Origin of the sequence: Streptomyces sp. NPDC048290, from assembly GCF_040652095.1 — a bacterium.
Lineage (GTDB): Bacteria > Actinomycetota > Actinomycetes > Streptomycetales > Streptomycetaceae > Streptomyces.
In genome coordinates, this window is the sequence record NZ_JBEZLM010000009.1 from 137976 (window position 1) to 152329 (window position 14354).

General features: G+C 71.1%; 12 protein-coding genes, 1 tRNA gene and 1 pseudogene. 6 read left to right on the forward strand and 8 right to left on the reverse strand.

What is annotated here, in order from left to right; translation table 11 throughout:
• Nucleotides 1-305, reverse strand: a pseudogene (locus AB0D49_RS17625) (hypothetical protein); the annotation flags it as partial.
• A 245-nt stretch (nt 306-550) separates the two neighbouring features.
• On the opposite strand from AB0D49_RS17625, the gene AB0D49_RS17630 reads away from it, so the two are divergent.
• Together AB0D49_RS17630 and AB0D49_RS17635 are read left to right on the forward strand one after the other, a co-directional pair.
• Nucleotides 551-1051 (forward strand): DUF485 domain-containing protein, encoded by a 501-nt coding sequence (locus AB0D49_RS17630; RefSeq protein ID WP_362757989.1) that lies wholly within the window; start codon nt 551-553, stop codon nt 1049-1051.
• Nucleotides 1048-2661: a cation acetate symporter gene (locus AB0D49_RS17635; protein WP_362757991.1), complete on the forward strand. Its 1614-nt coding sequence runs from the start codon at nt 1048-1050 to the stop codon at nt 2659-2661. Before AB0D49_RS17630 ends, AB0D49_RS17635 begins: the two co-directional genes overlap by 4 nt.
• 139 nt (nt 2662-2800) lie before the next feature.
• Here AB0D49_RS17635 and AB0D49_RS17640 read toward each other — a convergent pair whose 3' ends face one another.
• The 3 genes from AB0D49_RS17640 to AB0D49_RS17650 form a co-directional block, all read right to left on the reverse strand.
• Nucleotides 2801-3331 (reverse strand): GNAT family N-acetyltransferase, encoded by a 531-nt coding sequence (locus AB0D49_RS17640; protein ID WP_362757993.1) that lies wholly within the window; start codon nt 3329-3331, stop codon nt 2801-2803.
• Nucleotides 3332-3413: 82 nt separating this feature from the next.
• The gene (locus AB0D49_RS17645; RefSeq protein WP_362757995.1) at nt 3414-4022 is read right to left on the reverse strand and encodes a YdcF family protein; all 609 of its coding nucleotides are present in this window, start codon (nt 4020-4022) and stop codon (nt 3414-3416) included.
• A 10-nt stretch (nt 4023-4032) separates the two neighbouring features.
• On the reverse strand, nt 4033-5430 hold the full coding sequence (locus tag AB0D49_RS17650; RefSeq protein WP_362757997.1) for a hypothetical protein: 1398 nt from the start codon (nt 5428-5430) through the stop codon (nt 4033-4035).
• Between the two features lie 226 nt (nt 5431-5656).
• Between AB0D49_RS17650 and AB0D49_RS17655 the strand changes: the two genes are divergently transcribed.
• Nucleotides 5657-5980, forward strand: a complete 324-nt coding sequence (locus tag AB0D49_RS17655) for a hypothetical protein (RefSeq protein WP_362757999.1) — start codon at nt 5657-5659, stop codon at nt 5978-5980.
• Nucleotides 5981-6294: 314 nt separating this feature from the next.
• Here AB0D49_RS17655 and AB0D49_RS17660 read toward each other — a convergent pair whose 3' ends face one another.
• From AB0D49_RS17660 to AB0D49_RS17670, 3 genes are all read right to left on the reverse strand, one after another.
• The gene (locus tag AB0D49_RS17660) at nt 6295-7185 is read right to left on the reverse strand and encodes a cellulose-binding protein (RefSeq protein ID WP_362758001.1); all 891 of its coding nucleotides are present in this window, start codon (nt 7183-7185) and stop codon (nt 6295-6297) included.
• Nucleotides 7186-7415: 230 nt separating this feature from the next.
• Nucleotides 7416-9959 (reverse strand): SUKH-4 family immunity protein, encoded by a 2544-nt coding sequence (locus AB0D49_RS17665; protein ID WP_362758003.1) that lies wholly within the window; start codon nt 9957-9959, stop codon nt 7416-7418.
• Between the two features lie 7 nt (nt 9960-9966).
• Complete coding sequence (locus AB0D49_RS17670) at nt 9967-10959, reverse strand: SMI1/KNR4 family protein (protein WP_362758005.1); 993 nt, start codon at nt 10957-10959, stop codon at nt 9967-9969.
• 421 nt (nt 10960-11380) lie between these two features.
• Here AB0D49_RS17670 and AB0D49_RS17675 point away from each other — a divergent pair, with 421 nt between their 5' ends.
• Together AB0D49_RS17675 and AB0D49_RS17680 are read left to right on the forward strand one after the other, a co-directional pair.
• A complete protein-coding gene (locus AB0D49_RS17675; RefSeq protein WP_362758007.1) occupies nt 11381-11896 on the forward strand; it encodes a YwqJ-related putative deaminase in 516 nt (171 codons plus the stop codon).
• Between the two features lie 46 nt (nt 11897-11942).
• Nucleotides 11943-12437 (forward strand): SUKH-3 domain-containing protein, encoded by a 495-nt coding sequence (locus tag AB0D49_RS17680; protein ID WP_362758009.1) that lies wholly within the window; start codon nt 11943-11945, stop codon nt 12435-12437.
• Between the two features lie 269 nt (nt 12438-12706).
• On the opposite strand, the gene AB0D49_RS17685 is transcribed toward AB0D49_RS17680, so the two are convergent.
• Nucleotides 12707-14056: a histidine kinase gene (locus tag AB0D49_RS17685; protein ID WP_362758011.1), complete on the reverse strand. Its 1350-nt coding sequence runs from the start codon at nt 14054-14056 to the stop codon at nt 12707-12709.
• Between the two features lie 189 nt (nt 14057-14245).
• Between AB0D49_RS17685 and AB0D49_RS17690 the strand changes: the two genes are divergently transcribed.
• Nucleotides 14246-14316, forward strand: a tRNA-Gln gene (locus tag AB0D49_RS17690).
• Nucleotides 14317-14354 lie beyond the last annotated feature (38 nt).

Below are 14354 nucleotides of genomic sequence, written 5' to 3' on the forward strand. Positions count from 1 at the left end.
GAGGACCAGGGACCGCCGTCCAGCGGCGCGAAGCCGCCCGAGGACCAGGGACCGCCGTCCAGCGACGCGAAGCCGCCCGAGGACCAGGGACCGCCGTCCAGCGACGCGAAGCCGCCCGAGGACCAGGGACCGCCATCCAGCGACGCGAAGCCGCCCGAGGACCAGGGACCGCCATCCAGCGACGCGAAGACGCCCGAGGACCAGGGACCGCCGTCCAGCGACGCGAAGCCGCCCCCAGGAGCCCGGTCCAGCGGCGTGAAGACGCCCCCAGGACCCCGCTCCGGCAGCCGGAACACGGCCCTCAAGGGCGCCGCCCAGCACCCCGAAGACGCCTCCCAGGAGCCCGGTCCAGCAGCGCGAACCCGCCTCTTAGGGGGCTGATACAACCATTTGGCGATCAACGTCGCAGGTCAGCGCCCCGCCGCCAAACCGACCACTCAGTTTGGCGAAAACGCCACGCGCGAACCTAACTGGCGAGTAACGTGCGTGCCCCGCCCTCCACCTCCCCGCGGTCCGCCGCCCGGACCCTGAGCCGCGCAAGGAGCACGGGATGTCATACGACCCGTTGCCGCAGCACGACCCGCCCTTCCCGCCCCGTCCGCCGCACTCCCCGTACACCCCGCCCCCGTCGCACAACGACTACTTCTGGCAGCCCGAGCAGCCGGGCCGACCCGAGGAACCCCCTATACCCCCCATACCTCCCATACCCGCGGCCTCCTACGGCCTGCCCACGCACGCCCCGCTGGGACAGCACAGCGATCTGCGGGTGCTGCGCGGCGCGTACCGCATCCAGCGGCGTACCGCCACGTTCACGGCGCTCGGCTACTTCACCTTCTTCCTGTTCCTGTCCGCCGGGGCGCCCTCGGTGATGGGCTGGACCCTGACCGACGGACTGCCGCTCGGGATGCTGCTCGCGCTGGCCCAGCTCCCCGTCACCTGGCTGGCGACCGCGCTCTACGAGCAGACCGCCCGGCGCCATGTCGACCCGATCGCCGAACGGCTGCGCCGCCAGGCCGACATCGACGCCCGGCGGGAGGGCGGTGCCCGATGAACGGATTCAGCGACTCCGACCAGTCCATGGCGCTGGTCGCGTTCACCGCGGTGGTCACCGTCACCCTGCTGCTCTGTGTGATGACCGGCCCGGACCGCGACGAGATCGACGAGTTCTACACCGGTTACGGCGCCCTGTCCCCGCTGCGCAACGGTCTCGCCATCGCGGGCGACTACATCTCCGCCGCGACCGTGCTGGGCACCGGCGGGGTGATCGCGCTCTACGGCTACGACGGTGTCGTCCTCGCCCTGAGCACCACCCTGTCGCTGTTGCTGCTGATGTTCCTGCTGGCGGAACCCCTGCGCAACGCGGGCCGCTTCACCATGGGCGATGTCTTCGCCCGCCGGATGCCGGGCCGCACGGTACGGATCGCGGCCTGTCTGGTGACGCTGGCGGCGCTGCTGCCGCTGATGCTGGTGCAGCTCGCGGGCACCGGTGAACTCCTCGCCTTCATCCTGGGCTTCTCCGGGGAGGGGCTGAAGACCGCCTGCATCGTGGTGCTCGGGGTGCTGATGATCTTCTACGCGGCGATCGGCGGCATGAAGGGCACCGCGCTGATCCAGGTGCTGAAGATGGTGATGCTGCTCGGGTCCGGCGCGGTGGTCGCGGCGCTGGTGCTGAACCAGTTCGACTGGAACCCGACGGCGCTGTTCACCGCGGCGGCGGACAACAGCGGCGCCGGTACGGCCTTCCTGAACCCCGGACTCCAGTTCTCCGCCGTCCCCCACCCGGGGATCGACATGATCACCGGACATCTGGCGGTGGTGCTGGGCGGCGGGGTGCTGCCGCACGTCACCATGCGGATGAACGCGGCCTCCAGCGCGCCGCAGGTACGCCGGTCGATGTCCTGGGCGGTGTCCAGCGTGGCCCTGTTCGTGGTCCTGATCACGGTCATCGGGTTCGGCGCGACCGCGCTGATCGGCCGTGCGGTGCTCTCCGCGGCGGACCCGCAGGGCAACTCGGCGTTCCTGCTGGGCTCCCGCGCGGCGTTCGGCCCGGAGGAGGCGACGCTCGGAGAGACGTTCCTGCTCACCACCGTCACCACCGCGGTCTTCCTCACCGTGCTCGCCTCGGTCGCCGGGATGATCCTGGCGTGCGCCAACTCCCTGGCCCACGATGTGTTCGCGACCCGGATGCGGGGGCTGTCCACGCGCCGCGAGATGACTTTCGCCCGGCTGTCCGCGCTGGCCGTCGGCGGGGTGGCGATCCTGCTGGCCACCATGGTCCAGCACCGCAGCCTCCAGCCGCTGGTCACCCTCTCCTTCTGCCTCGGCGCGTCCGCCCTCGCCCCCGCCCTGGTCTACAGCCTCTTCTGGCGCCGGTTCACCCGCACCGGCCTGCTGTGGACCCTGATCGGCGGCTCACTCTCGGTCCTGGCCCTGATGCCCGGCACCAACCTGGTCTCGGGCTCCCCCCTGTCCGCGTTCCCCGAGTACGACATCAACTTCTTCCCCTTCACCACCACGGGCCTGGTCACCATCCCCCTCGGCTTCGCCCTCGGCTGGCTCGGCACAATGGCCTCCGGCCGCCGCAAGGCCGACGAACAACGCCACCAGTACGAGGCGGTGGAGGGCTGGATCTTGGCGGGGGTGGTACGACGCCGGGGGTGAGGCGGCTGAGGGGAAGCCGCGCAGGGCTGTAGCCGCCGGAAGGACCGGCCGACCCTCCACCGTCCCCTCACTGACCGACGACAGATCCCGTCAGGCCCAGGCAGTCTCGCCCCGACCACTCAGGTCGGGGCTTCCCTCTTCATTGCGTTCCAGCGTCGGTACCCGATGTCAGCTTCCGAACCATGACCGCATACAGCGGAGAGTCGCCGGAAGGCTTTGCCTCGCCCACCTTGGCGTAGCTCCAACGCTCATACATGGCCTGGACTCCGGGGCGTTCAGTTTCCACCATGAGCGAAGCAACATCGGCCGTCACTTCTCCTATGAGAGCGTCGTGAATTCTCTGCGCACGCCCCGTGCCGCGCCATACCGGAACGACCATGAGTTCTGAGAGCGCAAAGACGGAGCCTCGCAGGTCGCGGGGGCGCGGATGCCCCTTCCACCAGCCACCCGGCCTGAGCATGGAGCCATACGCATAACCGACAGGGCGACCCTCCTCCCACCCTGAAATACATAGCCAATTTTCTCGGGAAGACCAGATATCGAAGAAGTAGGAAAAGCGTTCACGCGAGTGAAACTCGTCCGGGGTGTCGGCGTATGCCTCGTCATGGATATCCAGCAGCAGAGAACGCACATCCCGTGCGTCCACGTGCGTGTAGCGCTTCAGATCCATGCGGCAGACTCCTCAATCCATTCGACGACCTCGGAAGCGCTCGAAGCAGTCCCGGCCTGACGACCAGGGCTGCTTCATTGATTCAGAACTGCCAAGCGCCATCGATACGCTCTATGCTCTTGAAGCTGCCCTCGGCAACCCGCCGGGAGACTTCCACCCATTCTCGGACCACCCTCCGCTTGCCGTCCGGGATGAAAGGCCAATCCGCGCGATTCGCCAGCCTCCCCCCGTAAATCGGCTCCCATGAAACTGCGTAAATTTCCCCCAACTCGGGAGCGAGGGTTGCAAGACAGTGAAGGGTTCGGCGGTGGAACCACTTGCTCACGGCCGTGACCTTCAAACCGGATTCTCTGGCTTCTTGCAAATCCGGAAGCGTGAATTCAACATTCTCCCATGTGTTCGCGGCACGATCCTCACACCGAATAACAGAGTCAGGAACCCCTCGCTCCATGAGCTGCTGCCGGAAAACCTGCCCTTCTACAATTCCGTCATGCCGGTTGACTCCGCCCGTGACGATGATGAGAGGTGCCAGTCCCTGACGAAATCGCCGTGCGGCAATCTCGACCGGATTGACTTGGTTCGTACCGAAAAGGAAGAGGGCGGTCGGCTCGTTCTCCGGTGGAGGTGCCTCGATGTCCACGAAGTCCGTGATCTCGCTGACCTCCCCGAGGTTCAGTTCGTCGCCGCTCATACCAGTCCCTTCAAAACGAGACGCTCGATCCTCTGGACATCTGGCTAGAAATTTCCTGATACCGGATGCGGTATTCTTCGACTTCACGCGCTTTAGCGAAATTTCGCTTGAATGCGTCATCGAGCTTTTCCGCAAGGGCTATGGTCGGCCACGCTGGTCGGCTCCCCGCGAGTGCGGCGTGCCCGGCAGATACCGCTTCGTCAAGGTTTCCTGAGCCCGCATGGGCAAGTCCAAGAATGAGCAGGGCACGGGCATAGCTGGAGGGGTGTTCACCGCGCTGCCGCGCTTCGGAATTGTAGAGTGAATCCAATACGCGGTTCGTCGCGGACACGGCCTCTTCGTGACGCCCGAGCAGCATCAGCGATGTCGCAGTATAGGGCGGGTCTTCACCAGGAGAGATAGAGAAGGCCCCCGTCGCCTTCGAGCCGTCAGGCAGCTTGGCGATTTCCCCGGAGGCGTACTTCCTCGCCAATTCTGTGCGCCCGGCATCTCCAGCCATTGCTGACGCTCGCATTTCTTGTGTTGCCAATCTTGCGTGAACTACAGTCCCGGATCTAGTCACACTCTGCCCTTGCACTGTCAAGTTAACTGATTCATGAGGGCGCCCCTGATAAAAGGAGACGAGAGACTTGGTCAGAATCGCCCAGCCCGATAGTTCGGGATGACCTACTTCCTCACTGCGGCGTTGGGCATCACTACACCAAAGATGAGCTGCCGCGTGCGCTCCCATATCGCACGCGGCGATACCAAGCAGACAAGAAAGCCAGCCAATGGAGAGGGTCAATTCCTGACGAGTCCCAGAAGACGTCCCAGCGCCAAGGAACCGACTGGCGTAGCCCCGTACGGCCAATATTTCGTCGTATACCTCTGCGGGCGATACAGAGTAAATCCTCAGAGTGTAGTGGCTGATCAGATCCCCGAGGGCGATGGACACCATGCTCGAACTCTCGTCTCCGATTACCTCAAGGGCTTGCATGGCTCGATGGCCACGATCTATCTGCATCGCCTCATTCGAGGGGAAAGCGGTCGCCCCGTCTCGCCCGGCGTTCTCGATTCGCTTCTGAACGGAATCCGTTTTCGGATTCGCAGGCCCTTCAGCACCTTCCCACGGGCGGGGCGGCAAGCCCAACATCTCCCCTGGAATCCCGAACCCATCCGCCACCCGCGTCACGACTTCATGCCCTCGGATGCTTCTCACACCGCGGATAATGTCGCTGACCCGTGAACTGGTCATCTTTCCAACGGCAGCAGCCATGACGCTATGACTGGAACCGGTCCGTCGATTGACCAAACGAAAAATCTCCTGGAAGTCCCTGGCCATACAGGCTTGGCGCATGGCGTCACTCGTCAGGAGTGCGTCAGGAATCGTCAGTGGATACCCACTCCGCAGAGTTGTGCGGTCATCCATGGAGCCACCTCACCCGAACCGAAGTAATCCCTTCACAGCGTAGCCTCACGGCTACAGCGGGGAACCCCAGTTGAGTGCAGCCGGGGTTCCCCGCTCCGGCATGAGGGGTTCCCCGTTCGGCGTTCACGGATGGGTCGTGGCGGGTCGAAGCTCTTGAGGCAACAGGACCCCCGCGACGAACAAACGTCCGGGGGCGTGGCCACCAACCACCAAGGGGTTGACGACAGTGCCCAAAGCCACCTCCGGGCATCCGGTGAGCGGTCAGCGCGCGGACGTTGCCGCCGCCGCGCAGAGCAGCGACAGTCCAGCCGCGCTCCCGGACGGCTGGACGTCGTTCCGGTCGAAGTCCGACGGCGGCGAACCCCCGCACTGGTACGCGACAGCGCCGTACGACGTGGACGCACTGCGGGACCGCATCGGCGCCGACCGGGCCGGTGACCCCGCCTGGAACCTCGCCCACACCGTGGACGCACCGAGCCTGCCGGAACTGCGCGCGCGGGTCGCGGAACAGGTGGCGTTGCACCGTGCACTCGTGGGAGGGGAATCATGACGGCCCCAGCGAAGCGAGGCAGTACCCGTACCGGCTCGCTCCCGGCCCCGGAGTCGGTCATGCTCACCGACACCTCGGCTCAGCCCCGGCAAGCCGCCGAGAACCCCTGGTGGGAGGAGTACGGCGGACGGCTCGACCCAGTGTCCGGCGTCGTGGCCTTTCCCCGTTGCGCGCTCCCGCCATGCCCCTTCACCTGCCCGCAGTGCGGCGGGAACGGCAGTGCCGCGACCGTCTGACCCCCGCACGCCACGCCCGGGACTGAGGCCCAACGGCCTCAGGGCAGCCAACCCACCCCCGATCGACCACCCCACGAACTACTCCGCCGGTGCCCGCCCCCCGGTCAGCGCCGAAAGACTGCTGCGTACCTCATCCATCTGCGCCCGTACGTCGTCCCACCGCTCCCCGTGGTCGCACAGCACCCGTTCCGTCTCGCGGGCGATCCGGTCCGCGTGGAGTCGGGCGTCCGTGAGGAGGTCGGTGGCGCGGGCGTGGGCCTCGTCCTGGGCGCGGCGGGCGGAGTCCTCCGTCGCGGCGAACGCCCGCTTCGCGGCGGACAGTGCCGCCTCCGCACGGGCCACCCGGTCCGCGAGATGCGCGTCCGTCGCCGCGAGCGACGCGACCGCCTCCCGTTCCGCCGTCGTCCACCGCTCGGCGTGCTCCTTCTGCTGCTCGGTCAGCATCCCGGCGGTCCGCTGCCGTAGCTCGCGCAGCGCCGAGAGGGCCTCGCCGCGGCCCTCCTTGATCTCGCGCCGGGCGCCGACCCGCAGCGCGTCGGCCTCCGCGCGGGCCGCGAGCAGCCGCTGACGGGCGCGTTCCTCGGCGTCGGCGCGCAGCGCGTCCGCCTCGTCCCTCGCCTTCTCGCCCACGGTGAGGGCGTACGACTCGGCCTGCTCGATCTCCTCCCGCCCTGAGCGCCGGGCGCCGTCCCGCAGTTCCGCCGCCTCCTCGCGGGCCAGCCGGAACACCTCCCGCGCCCGCTCCGAGAGCGTGTCGTACGTCTGCGGCGGCAGCCCGGCGACCGTCTCGCGCAGCCGCTCCGCCTCCGCCTCCATGTCCTTGGCCAGCACGGTCAGCCGCGCGGCCCGCTCCCACGCCGCGTCCCGGTCCCGCGCGAGGTCCGCGGTGAACGCGTCGACGTGCTCGGGGCGGTAGCCGCGCCCCCGGACGGTCGCAAAGCCGTGTGGCGCCATCGACGCGCTGTTCATCCTGAACCCCTCTCCGCCGGACCGGACATAGCTGTGCGCTCAGTTCGATGTGCCGCACATCTTGGCGGATCAGGAAGAAAGGTTCATAACGCGACACTCCGCTTATACGTTACGAAGGTCGTCAGCATGGTATTCGTACGGCCATATGCCGGTACGTATGCGGAAGGGCCGTCCCCGGTACGGCGACCGGGGACGGCCCTTCCTCGACCCGCCTCAGCGGGCCGGGCGGATCACAGCAGTCCGTCCCACATCTGTTCCAGCAGCACGGACCACCAGCTCTCCGGGGAGCTGAGCGCCGCCGGGTCGAGGGCGGCCAACTGGGCCTGGAAGTCGACGGTCCAGCGGCCCGCCTGCTCCTGGTTCAGTCCGAACCGCAGCCGCCACATCCGCCCCAGCAGCGCCAGACAGCGGACGAACTCGGGCAGCCCGGTGTTCACGAACTGCGGCGGCACCGGCGCCCCGCCCGGCCCCGGCTCGACCGGCACGGCCACGATGTTCGCCGTGCCGTACTGCACACAGATCGCCTTGCCGAAGTCACTGCCCATGACGAGATACGACCCGGCGTCCGCGGCCGGCCGCACCCCGCGCTCGGCGGCCAGCTCCGCCAGCGTCGGCACCGGCCGCCCCGGCTGGGCCTGCGCCCAGAAGAACGGCCCCATGTCGGCCGGGAGTCCGGCCACCACCAGCGTGTGCGCCACGACCGGCGGCACCCCCTGCCGGGACACCGCGGCCTGCTCGAACCGGAACACCCCCGGCCCGAACGCGCCCGCCAGCTCCTGCGCCACTCCCTCCGGCGGGATCGGCGGCGCGGGCGGCACCGGCGGCAGCGGGGCGCGCACCGGCGCCGGGCGCGCGGGCCCGTCGGCGACCTGGTGCAACTCGCCCTGATGGGCGAGGAGTTGCCGCATCCCCTGCTGTCGTCCGGCGTGATCGGCGCCGTAGGGGGCGATGCTGGTGATGCGCGCCTGCGGCCACTGCTCCCGGATCATCCGCGCGCAGTAGGCGCCCGGCAGCTCGCAGGACTCCAGCTCGGTGTGCAGCTCCAGCACCTGGTCTGGCGGCACGTTCAGACCGCGCAGCTCATGGAAGATCTGCCACTCCGGGTGCGGGGTGCCCGGCGCGGACCGCCGGATCACCTGCTGCTCGGAGCCGTCCTGCGCGCGGTAGCGCAGCACGGCCTGATAGCCGGGCCCGACCGTCGGCTGCCCCTGCGGCGGATAGCCGTACGCGGGCGGCACCGGCCCCGGGGCCCCGGTCGGCACCCCGGGCGCGGGCGGCGGCGGAGGCACGGCCCCCCGCCCCACCGGCGGCCCGGCGAGCACGGTCTCCTCATGGTGGACGGCGTTCCGCGCGCCCCCGACCGGTGCGCCGGGCGGCGCGGGCGGCCCGACCGGCGGCACCATCTGCGTGGGCACGTACGCGCCGGACCCGCCACCGGACGAACCCCCCGGTACGCCCGGTGCTCCTGGTACGCCCGGCGGGGGCGGCGGCGGAGGCGAGGCCGCCCCCGGCCGTCCGCCCGGGACCCCCGGGGCCCCCGGAACTCCCGGCGCCCCGGGAGGCGGTGGCGGGGCGCCGCCCCGGCCGCCCCGGCGCGGCGGAGGAGCCGCCTTGCTGGTGGCGGCGTCGGCGATGTCCCCCACGTGCCCGGCCCCGGGCACACCCGCGGGAGGCGTCCCCGGCATCCCGGGCGCCTGCGGATAGCCGTACGAGGATCCGGGCGCACCCGGCCCCCCGGGCGGAGGCGTACCTCCCGGCGGAACGGCCCCGTGAGGAACATGCGAGGAAGGCGTCCCGTGCGAAACGGCCCCCGGCGGAGGAGGCGTCCCGTGTGGCACCGCCCCCGGCGAAGGCACCCCCGGCGGAGTCACCGCACCCGGCGGCACCGCCCCATGAGGCCCGCCGCCCGCTCCGCCCGGCGCCCCGTTCGTGTCGTCCAGCGCCGGTGCCGAGACCGTCGGCGGCAACCCGCTGCCCCCGGCCATCAGCGCGGTCTGCGCCTCCGGCGCCACCTGCGGCGGGGCGTCCTCGTCGTCGGCACCGCTCAGCGGCGGCGCGAACACGGTCACCGGCAGCGGTACGGAGCCGTCGTCGGCGCCCCCGGCGTTGGTGTCGGTCCCGGCCCAGGGCGTCGCCCCGGCGGGCGCCCCGGGCACCACCCCGGGCTGGGTCTCGGCCAGACCGCCGGACACTCCCCCCGAGGTCCCGACCCCGGACCCGGACCCGACCCCGATCCCAGACCCGGACCCGGACCCAGACCCGGACCCGATCCCGACCCCAGACCCGGACCCGATCCCGACCCCAGACCCAGACCCGATCCCGACCCCAGACCCAGCCCCCGTCCCGCCTCTCCCGCCACTCCCGCCTCTCCCGCCGGTCCCCCCACTCCTCCCGTCCGGAATCCCCAGCCGGTCCGCCGCCTCCTGGAGCCACTCCGGCGGAGTCAGCAGGAACGACGTCTGGTTGAGGTCCATCCGGGACGCGGCGGGCGCGGGCGCGGGAGCCGCGTCGGCGACCTGGCCGTACTCCTCCTCGTACCGGCGGACGACCTCGCCCACCGGGAGGGACGGCCACAGGGTGGCCTCGCCGCTGTCCCGGGCGAGGACCAGCCGCTGGGTGCCGCCGCCCGAGCGGGGACCGTCGGCGCGGTCCTCCGCCCACACCACGAACCCGAGGTCGAACTCCCGCACCCGCACCTCCCGGTGCTGGTAGGCGGGCAGCTCGCCGTTGATCCACTCCTCGCCGCGCTCCTGCGCCTGTGCGAACGTCACCATCGTCAGCTCACTCCCCCGCCCCGGACGCGACCGGCACGGTCTGCGCGAAGCCGCCGTCCACCATCAGGTTCGCCACCGTCTCCAGCTCCGGCGGAGAGCCCGCGAGCCGCGCCAGGAACGCGTCGAAGTCCTCGCCGCAGGGCAGCAGCAGCCGCGCCACCCGCTCGGCGGGCGGTACGGACGGGTCGGTGTCGCGGGCGTCGTCGTAGGCGCAGAACCACACCGAGCCGATCCGGTCGCCCTTCACCTTCACCGCGAGCAGCCCGCCCTGCACGAACCCCACCCCGAGGTAGTCCTTGGTGAGATGGTCGCGCAGACACTTGTTGACATAGACCAGGTCGTTGACCGCGGCCTCGTCGCGGACCGTGAAGAACGGCTGGTCGACCAGGAGTCCCAGCTCCGCGTCCAGCGCGGTGCCGACCGGGGCGCAGCCGCCCGCCGCCTTCAGGAAGGTGCGGTAGGCGCCGGGCAGCTGGTAGCCGAGGTCCTCCTCGACGCCACTGACCTGCTGTTCGGTCACCGCGACCCCGGACTTGGGCAGCCGGATGTGGGCGGGCCGGGTCTCCTGGAGCGGGCGGGTGCCGCGCTTGTCCTGGTCCACGGCGGACGTGGCGATCCCGCCGTGGTGCCGCAGCAGCGCCTTGACCTCGACGGGGACGAGTTCCAGCCGCCGAGTGCCGACCACGTGGTGCCAGGTCCAGCCGTGCGGGGTGGCCACCGGGGCGACCGTGTCCCACAGGGCGTGCCCGGCGGCGGACTGCGCCGCGTTCGCCGACACATAGTCCGTGAGGCGCAGTTCGTCGACGCCGAAGCCCTCCGGCGGCTCCGCGATCTGCGCGGCGGCGCGGGCGTAGGGCGAGAAGTCGGGGTAGCCGTGCTCGTCCACCCGTACCCCATGGGGATGACGAGCGGCCCGGACCGGGTCCGGGAAGTGCACGACCTGCCCGGCGTAGGCCGCGTTCGGCGGCGCGGCTCGCTGCCCGAGCCGACCTGCTGTCATGGCGGTTGCCCCCTGCGGCACTCTGTACGGACAGCGGTGACCCCGTTCGGCCCACCACACCCCGTATCCGACTGTCACTCGCTGTCTGCTGTCCGTTCCGCGCGGACCGCCGTCGTCATCGACACTCGTCGTCGATCGCCATCATCGACCGTCGTCATCGACCGCCGTCGTCGCCGATCGCGCGCAGCACGTGGCGACAGCCTATGCGGAACGCGAACACCGGTCACCGGCACCGGTGGCGGCGCCCGTCACACCTCCCGCACACCCCCACGACCCTTCACCGAACCCCGTGACCACCCGTCACGCCCTGGTCACAGGCTGCCCGGACGCTGGCGTGTCGGACCGCCCCAGCTTCCGCACGGGCCACGGCATTTGGCACTCTGGATCGGGCCGGGGGGATGCAAGGAGGGGAAGAACGATCATGAACGCGACACAAACGGGGGCGCACCAGGCCCCGTCCGGTGATCCACGTGTGGGCTGGAGCAGCGCCGAGCCCACGCACGCCCCGGCCCTGCTGCACCGCCGGGACGGGATACTCCCCACCGTCGCCGCGGCGCTCTCCGTGCGCGGCGCCACCCTCACCGGCACCGCCGCCCGCGGCGACCAGCCGCCCGCGCTGCACCCGTTGGTGCAGGACTTCCTGGACTCGCTGCCGAGCGACCGGCGGGACCGCTTCACCGGCCGCTGCGCCGAGACGATCCTGGTCTCCCGGCACATCACCACCGCCGACGCCGGGCGCAGCAAGCGCGCCGCGCGCAAGCCCATGACCAACGGCGAGGCCCGCAAGGCCCTCAAGCACGCCCGGCTCACCGCCCGCCACATCCGGGAGGACGGCGATCCCCTGCACGGCGGCTTCGCCGAGCCGTGCCGGGCGTGCGCCGCGCTGACCGCGCACTTCGGCGTCCGGATCGTCGACCCCGCCGACCGGGGCGCCTGACGGGCGCCGAGCCGCGCGCCCGCCGTCCGACCGAAACAAAGGCCAGATGCATCCCGACCGCACCTCCACCACCCGTTTCCCGGTCCCCGTCGACGCCGCCCTGCGCGCGGCGGGATGGACACCGGGCCGCTGGGACATCAAGCAGGCCGAGATCTGGGCCGACGCCCTGCGCGAGCACTCCTCCCCGGCGGGCCACACGCACGCCGTGTTCCCGGCCGCCGTCGAGGCGTGGGCGGAGTTCGGCGGGCTGCGCATCATCCCGACGGGGCCGGGCCGCCGGCTCGCCCCCGTCGGCCTCCATGTCGACCCGCTGCACGGACTGCACCTCGCCCGCACCCTGGGCGACCTCGGCCGCGCGCTGGACACCGAGGTCAGCCCCCTGGGCGCGGAACCGCACTCGCAGGCGCTGCTGGCCATAGACACCGGGGGCCGCGTGTACGCCCTGGACCACACCGGCGACTGGTACCTGGGCCCGGACATGGACCAGGCCCTGACCACCCTGATCTCCGGCACAGAACCCCACCGCCTCACCACCCCCTGACCCCCCGGTCCCTCGGAGAGCCGGCGAACGGGGGCCGCACGGCGAAACGGCTCCGCCCAAGAGGTACGGCCACCCCCGCCCCCTCCACCGCCGGGCCCGTGGACGCGCGCTCCCCGAGCCCCGGCATCGGGAGCACGGATCGTCGGCGGCTGCTCGAAGAAACGCGCGGCCGGGAGCCATGCCACGAACCGGGCCCGCCCACGCCGTACGACAACCGCACGTGAGGTGTCACGGCCCGAGGGGACCCCCGTCCAGCCGCCCGCCGGGTGTCACATCGCCGGGATGACCGCCGACACCCGGAACCCGCCCGCGTCCGTGGGGCCGGAGACGAACACGCCGCCGAGGCCGACGACCCGTTCCTTCATGCCCACCAGACCGTTGCCCCCGGACGGGAGCCGTACCAGCGACACCGCCGCCAGCTCGGGCGGCGGCTCGTTCTCCACCTGCATCGCGATCTCCGCCGCCCGGTGCGCGAGCCGGACGTACGTCTTCGCCCCGGCCGCGTGCTTGTGGACGTTGGTCAGCGCCTCCTGCACCACCCGGTACGCGGTCTGCTCGATCTCCCGGGCGTACGCCCGCACCTCGCCCTCGATGGACAGCGCGACGACCATCCCGGCCGCCGCGGACTGCCCGACCAGCTCGTCCAGCGCCGCCAGCGCCGGTCCCTCCGCGGCGCCCTCCTCGGCGGCCCGGTTCGCGGCGGCGGCAGCGGCCACCCCGACGGCCGCGAGCGGCACCGACGGCCCGGGAGCCGCCGTATGGCCACCGCCACCGCCGCCACCGGCGCCCTCGCCGCTGCGCAGCACGCCGAGCATCTCGCGCAGCTCGGTCAGCGCCTGCCGGCCCATGTCGCCGACCAGCGCCGCGTTCTTCACGGCCTTCTCGGGGTCCTTGCGGGCGACCGCCTGGAGGGCCGCCGCGTGCACCACCATCAGGCTCACCCGGTGCGCCACGACGTCATGCATCTCCCGGGCGATCCGGGTGCGCTCCTCGCCGCGCGCCCACTCGGCCCGCTCCTCGGCGCGCTCGGCGAGCAGTTGCAGCTCCCGCTCCAGGGAGTCGGCCCGCTCCCGCAGGCTCTCCATCAGCCGGCGCCGGGCGCCGACGTAGAGCCCGAGCAGGACGGGCGGCAGGGTCAGGCCGACGGCGGTGGTGATGGACGCGAAGGGGACGAACCAGTCACCCAGGTCCATGGGTCCGCTCTGGGCGCTCTGCCGGACCCGGACGAAGGTGACGATCGCCGTGCCCACCAGGGACATTCCGGCCAGTGAGCCGATGATCCGGCGCGGCAGCTCGGTCGCGGCGAGGGTGTAGAGGCCGACCAGGCCCATCAGGAAGCCCATCTGGGCCGGGGTGATCGCGATGGCGACCAGCACCACGGCGATCGGCCAGCGCCGCCGCACCAGCAGCGCCGCCCCGGCCATCAGCCCGAAGACGATCCCGGCTCCCACCGGAATCCCCGCGTCCCGCGCGAAGGGGATGCCCTCCAGCGCGCACTCCAGCGCGGAGACGGTGGCGAGCAGGATGTCGAACACCGCGCTGCGCCGTCGTGTCCACCACCACAGCCCCCCGGCAGCCCCGGCCGGGGCCGTGGCGTGGTCTACCCCCGTCGTGGTCATGCCTCCCAGCCTACGGGCGTGGCCGCCCCGTTTTCCGATGAGTTTCGACGACCGGGTCACCGCACCCCCGGTGATCGCCCGGCGACCGAACCGTCCGGACTTGTACCGTCGCCCGGAGGGCTCCCGGTACGGCATAGTGGTGTCCGTGCGCGAAGCCGATCAACGACATCGGGTGCAGCGCGTACGCCATCCCGGATCGTCTAAGGGCAGGACAAACGGTTTTGGTCCGTTGAATGAGGGTTCGAATCCTTCTCCGGGAGCCGACAGAGCGTCACCCTCGTGTCCGGGCCCTGACCGC

Excerpts from the sequence above, each read along its gene's own strand:
- AB0D49_RS17630 (WP_362757989.1), top strand. The coding sequence starts at position 551 with ATGTCATACGACCCGTTGCCGCAGCACGACCCGCCCTTCCCGCCCCGT.
- AB0D49_RS17640 (WP_362757993.1), bottom strand. The coding sequence starts at position 3,331 with ATGGATCTGAAGCGCTACACGCACGTGGACGCACGGGATGTGCGTTCT.
- AB0D49_RS17685 (WP_362758011.1), bottom strand. The coding sequence starts at position 14,056 with ATGACCACGACGGGGGTAGACCACGCCACGGCCCCGGCCGGGGCTGCC.
- AB0D49_RS17665 (WP_362758003.1), bottom strand. The coding sequence starts at position 9,959 with ATGGTGACGTTCGCACAGGCGCAGGAGCGCGGCGAGGAGTGGATCAAC.
- AB0D49_RS17670 (WP_362758005.1), bottom strand. The coding sequence starts at position 10,959 with ATGACAGCAGGTCGGCTCGGGCAGCGAGCCGCGCCGCCGAACGCGGCC.
- AB0D49_RS17635 (WP_362757991.1), top strand. The coding sequence starts at position 1,048 with ATGAACGGATTCAGCGACTCCGACCAGTCCATGGCGCTGGTCGCGTTC.
- AB0D49_RS17645 (WP_362757995.1), bottom strand. The coding sequence starts at position 4,022 with ATGAGCGGCGACGAACTGAACCTCGGGGAGGTCAGCGAGATCACGGAC.
- AB0D49_RS17675 (WP_362758007.1), top strand. The coding sequence starts at position 11,381 with ATGAACGCGACACAAACGGGGGCGCACCAGGCCCCGTCCGGTGATCCA.
- AB0D49_RS17660 (WP_362758001.1), bottom strand. The coding sequence starts at position 7,185 with ATGAACAGCGCGTCGATGGCGCCACACGGCTTTGCGACCGTCCGGGGG.
- AB0D49_RS17650 (WP_362757997.1), bottom strand. The coding sequence starts at position 5,430 with ATGGATGACCGCACAACTCTGCGGAGTGGGTATCCACTGACGATTCCT.
- AB0D49_RS17680 (WP_362758009.1), top strand. The coding sequence starts at position 11,943 with ATGCATCCCGACCGCACCTCCACCACCCGTTTCCCGGTCCCCGTCGAC.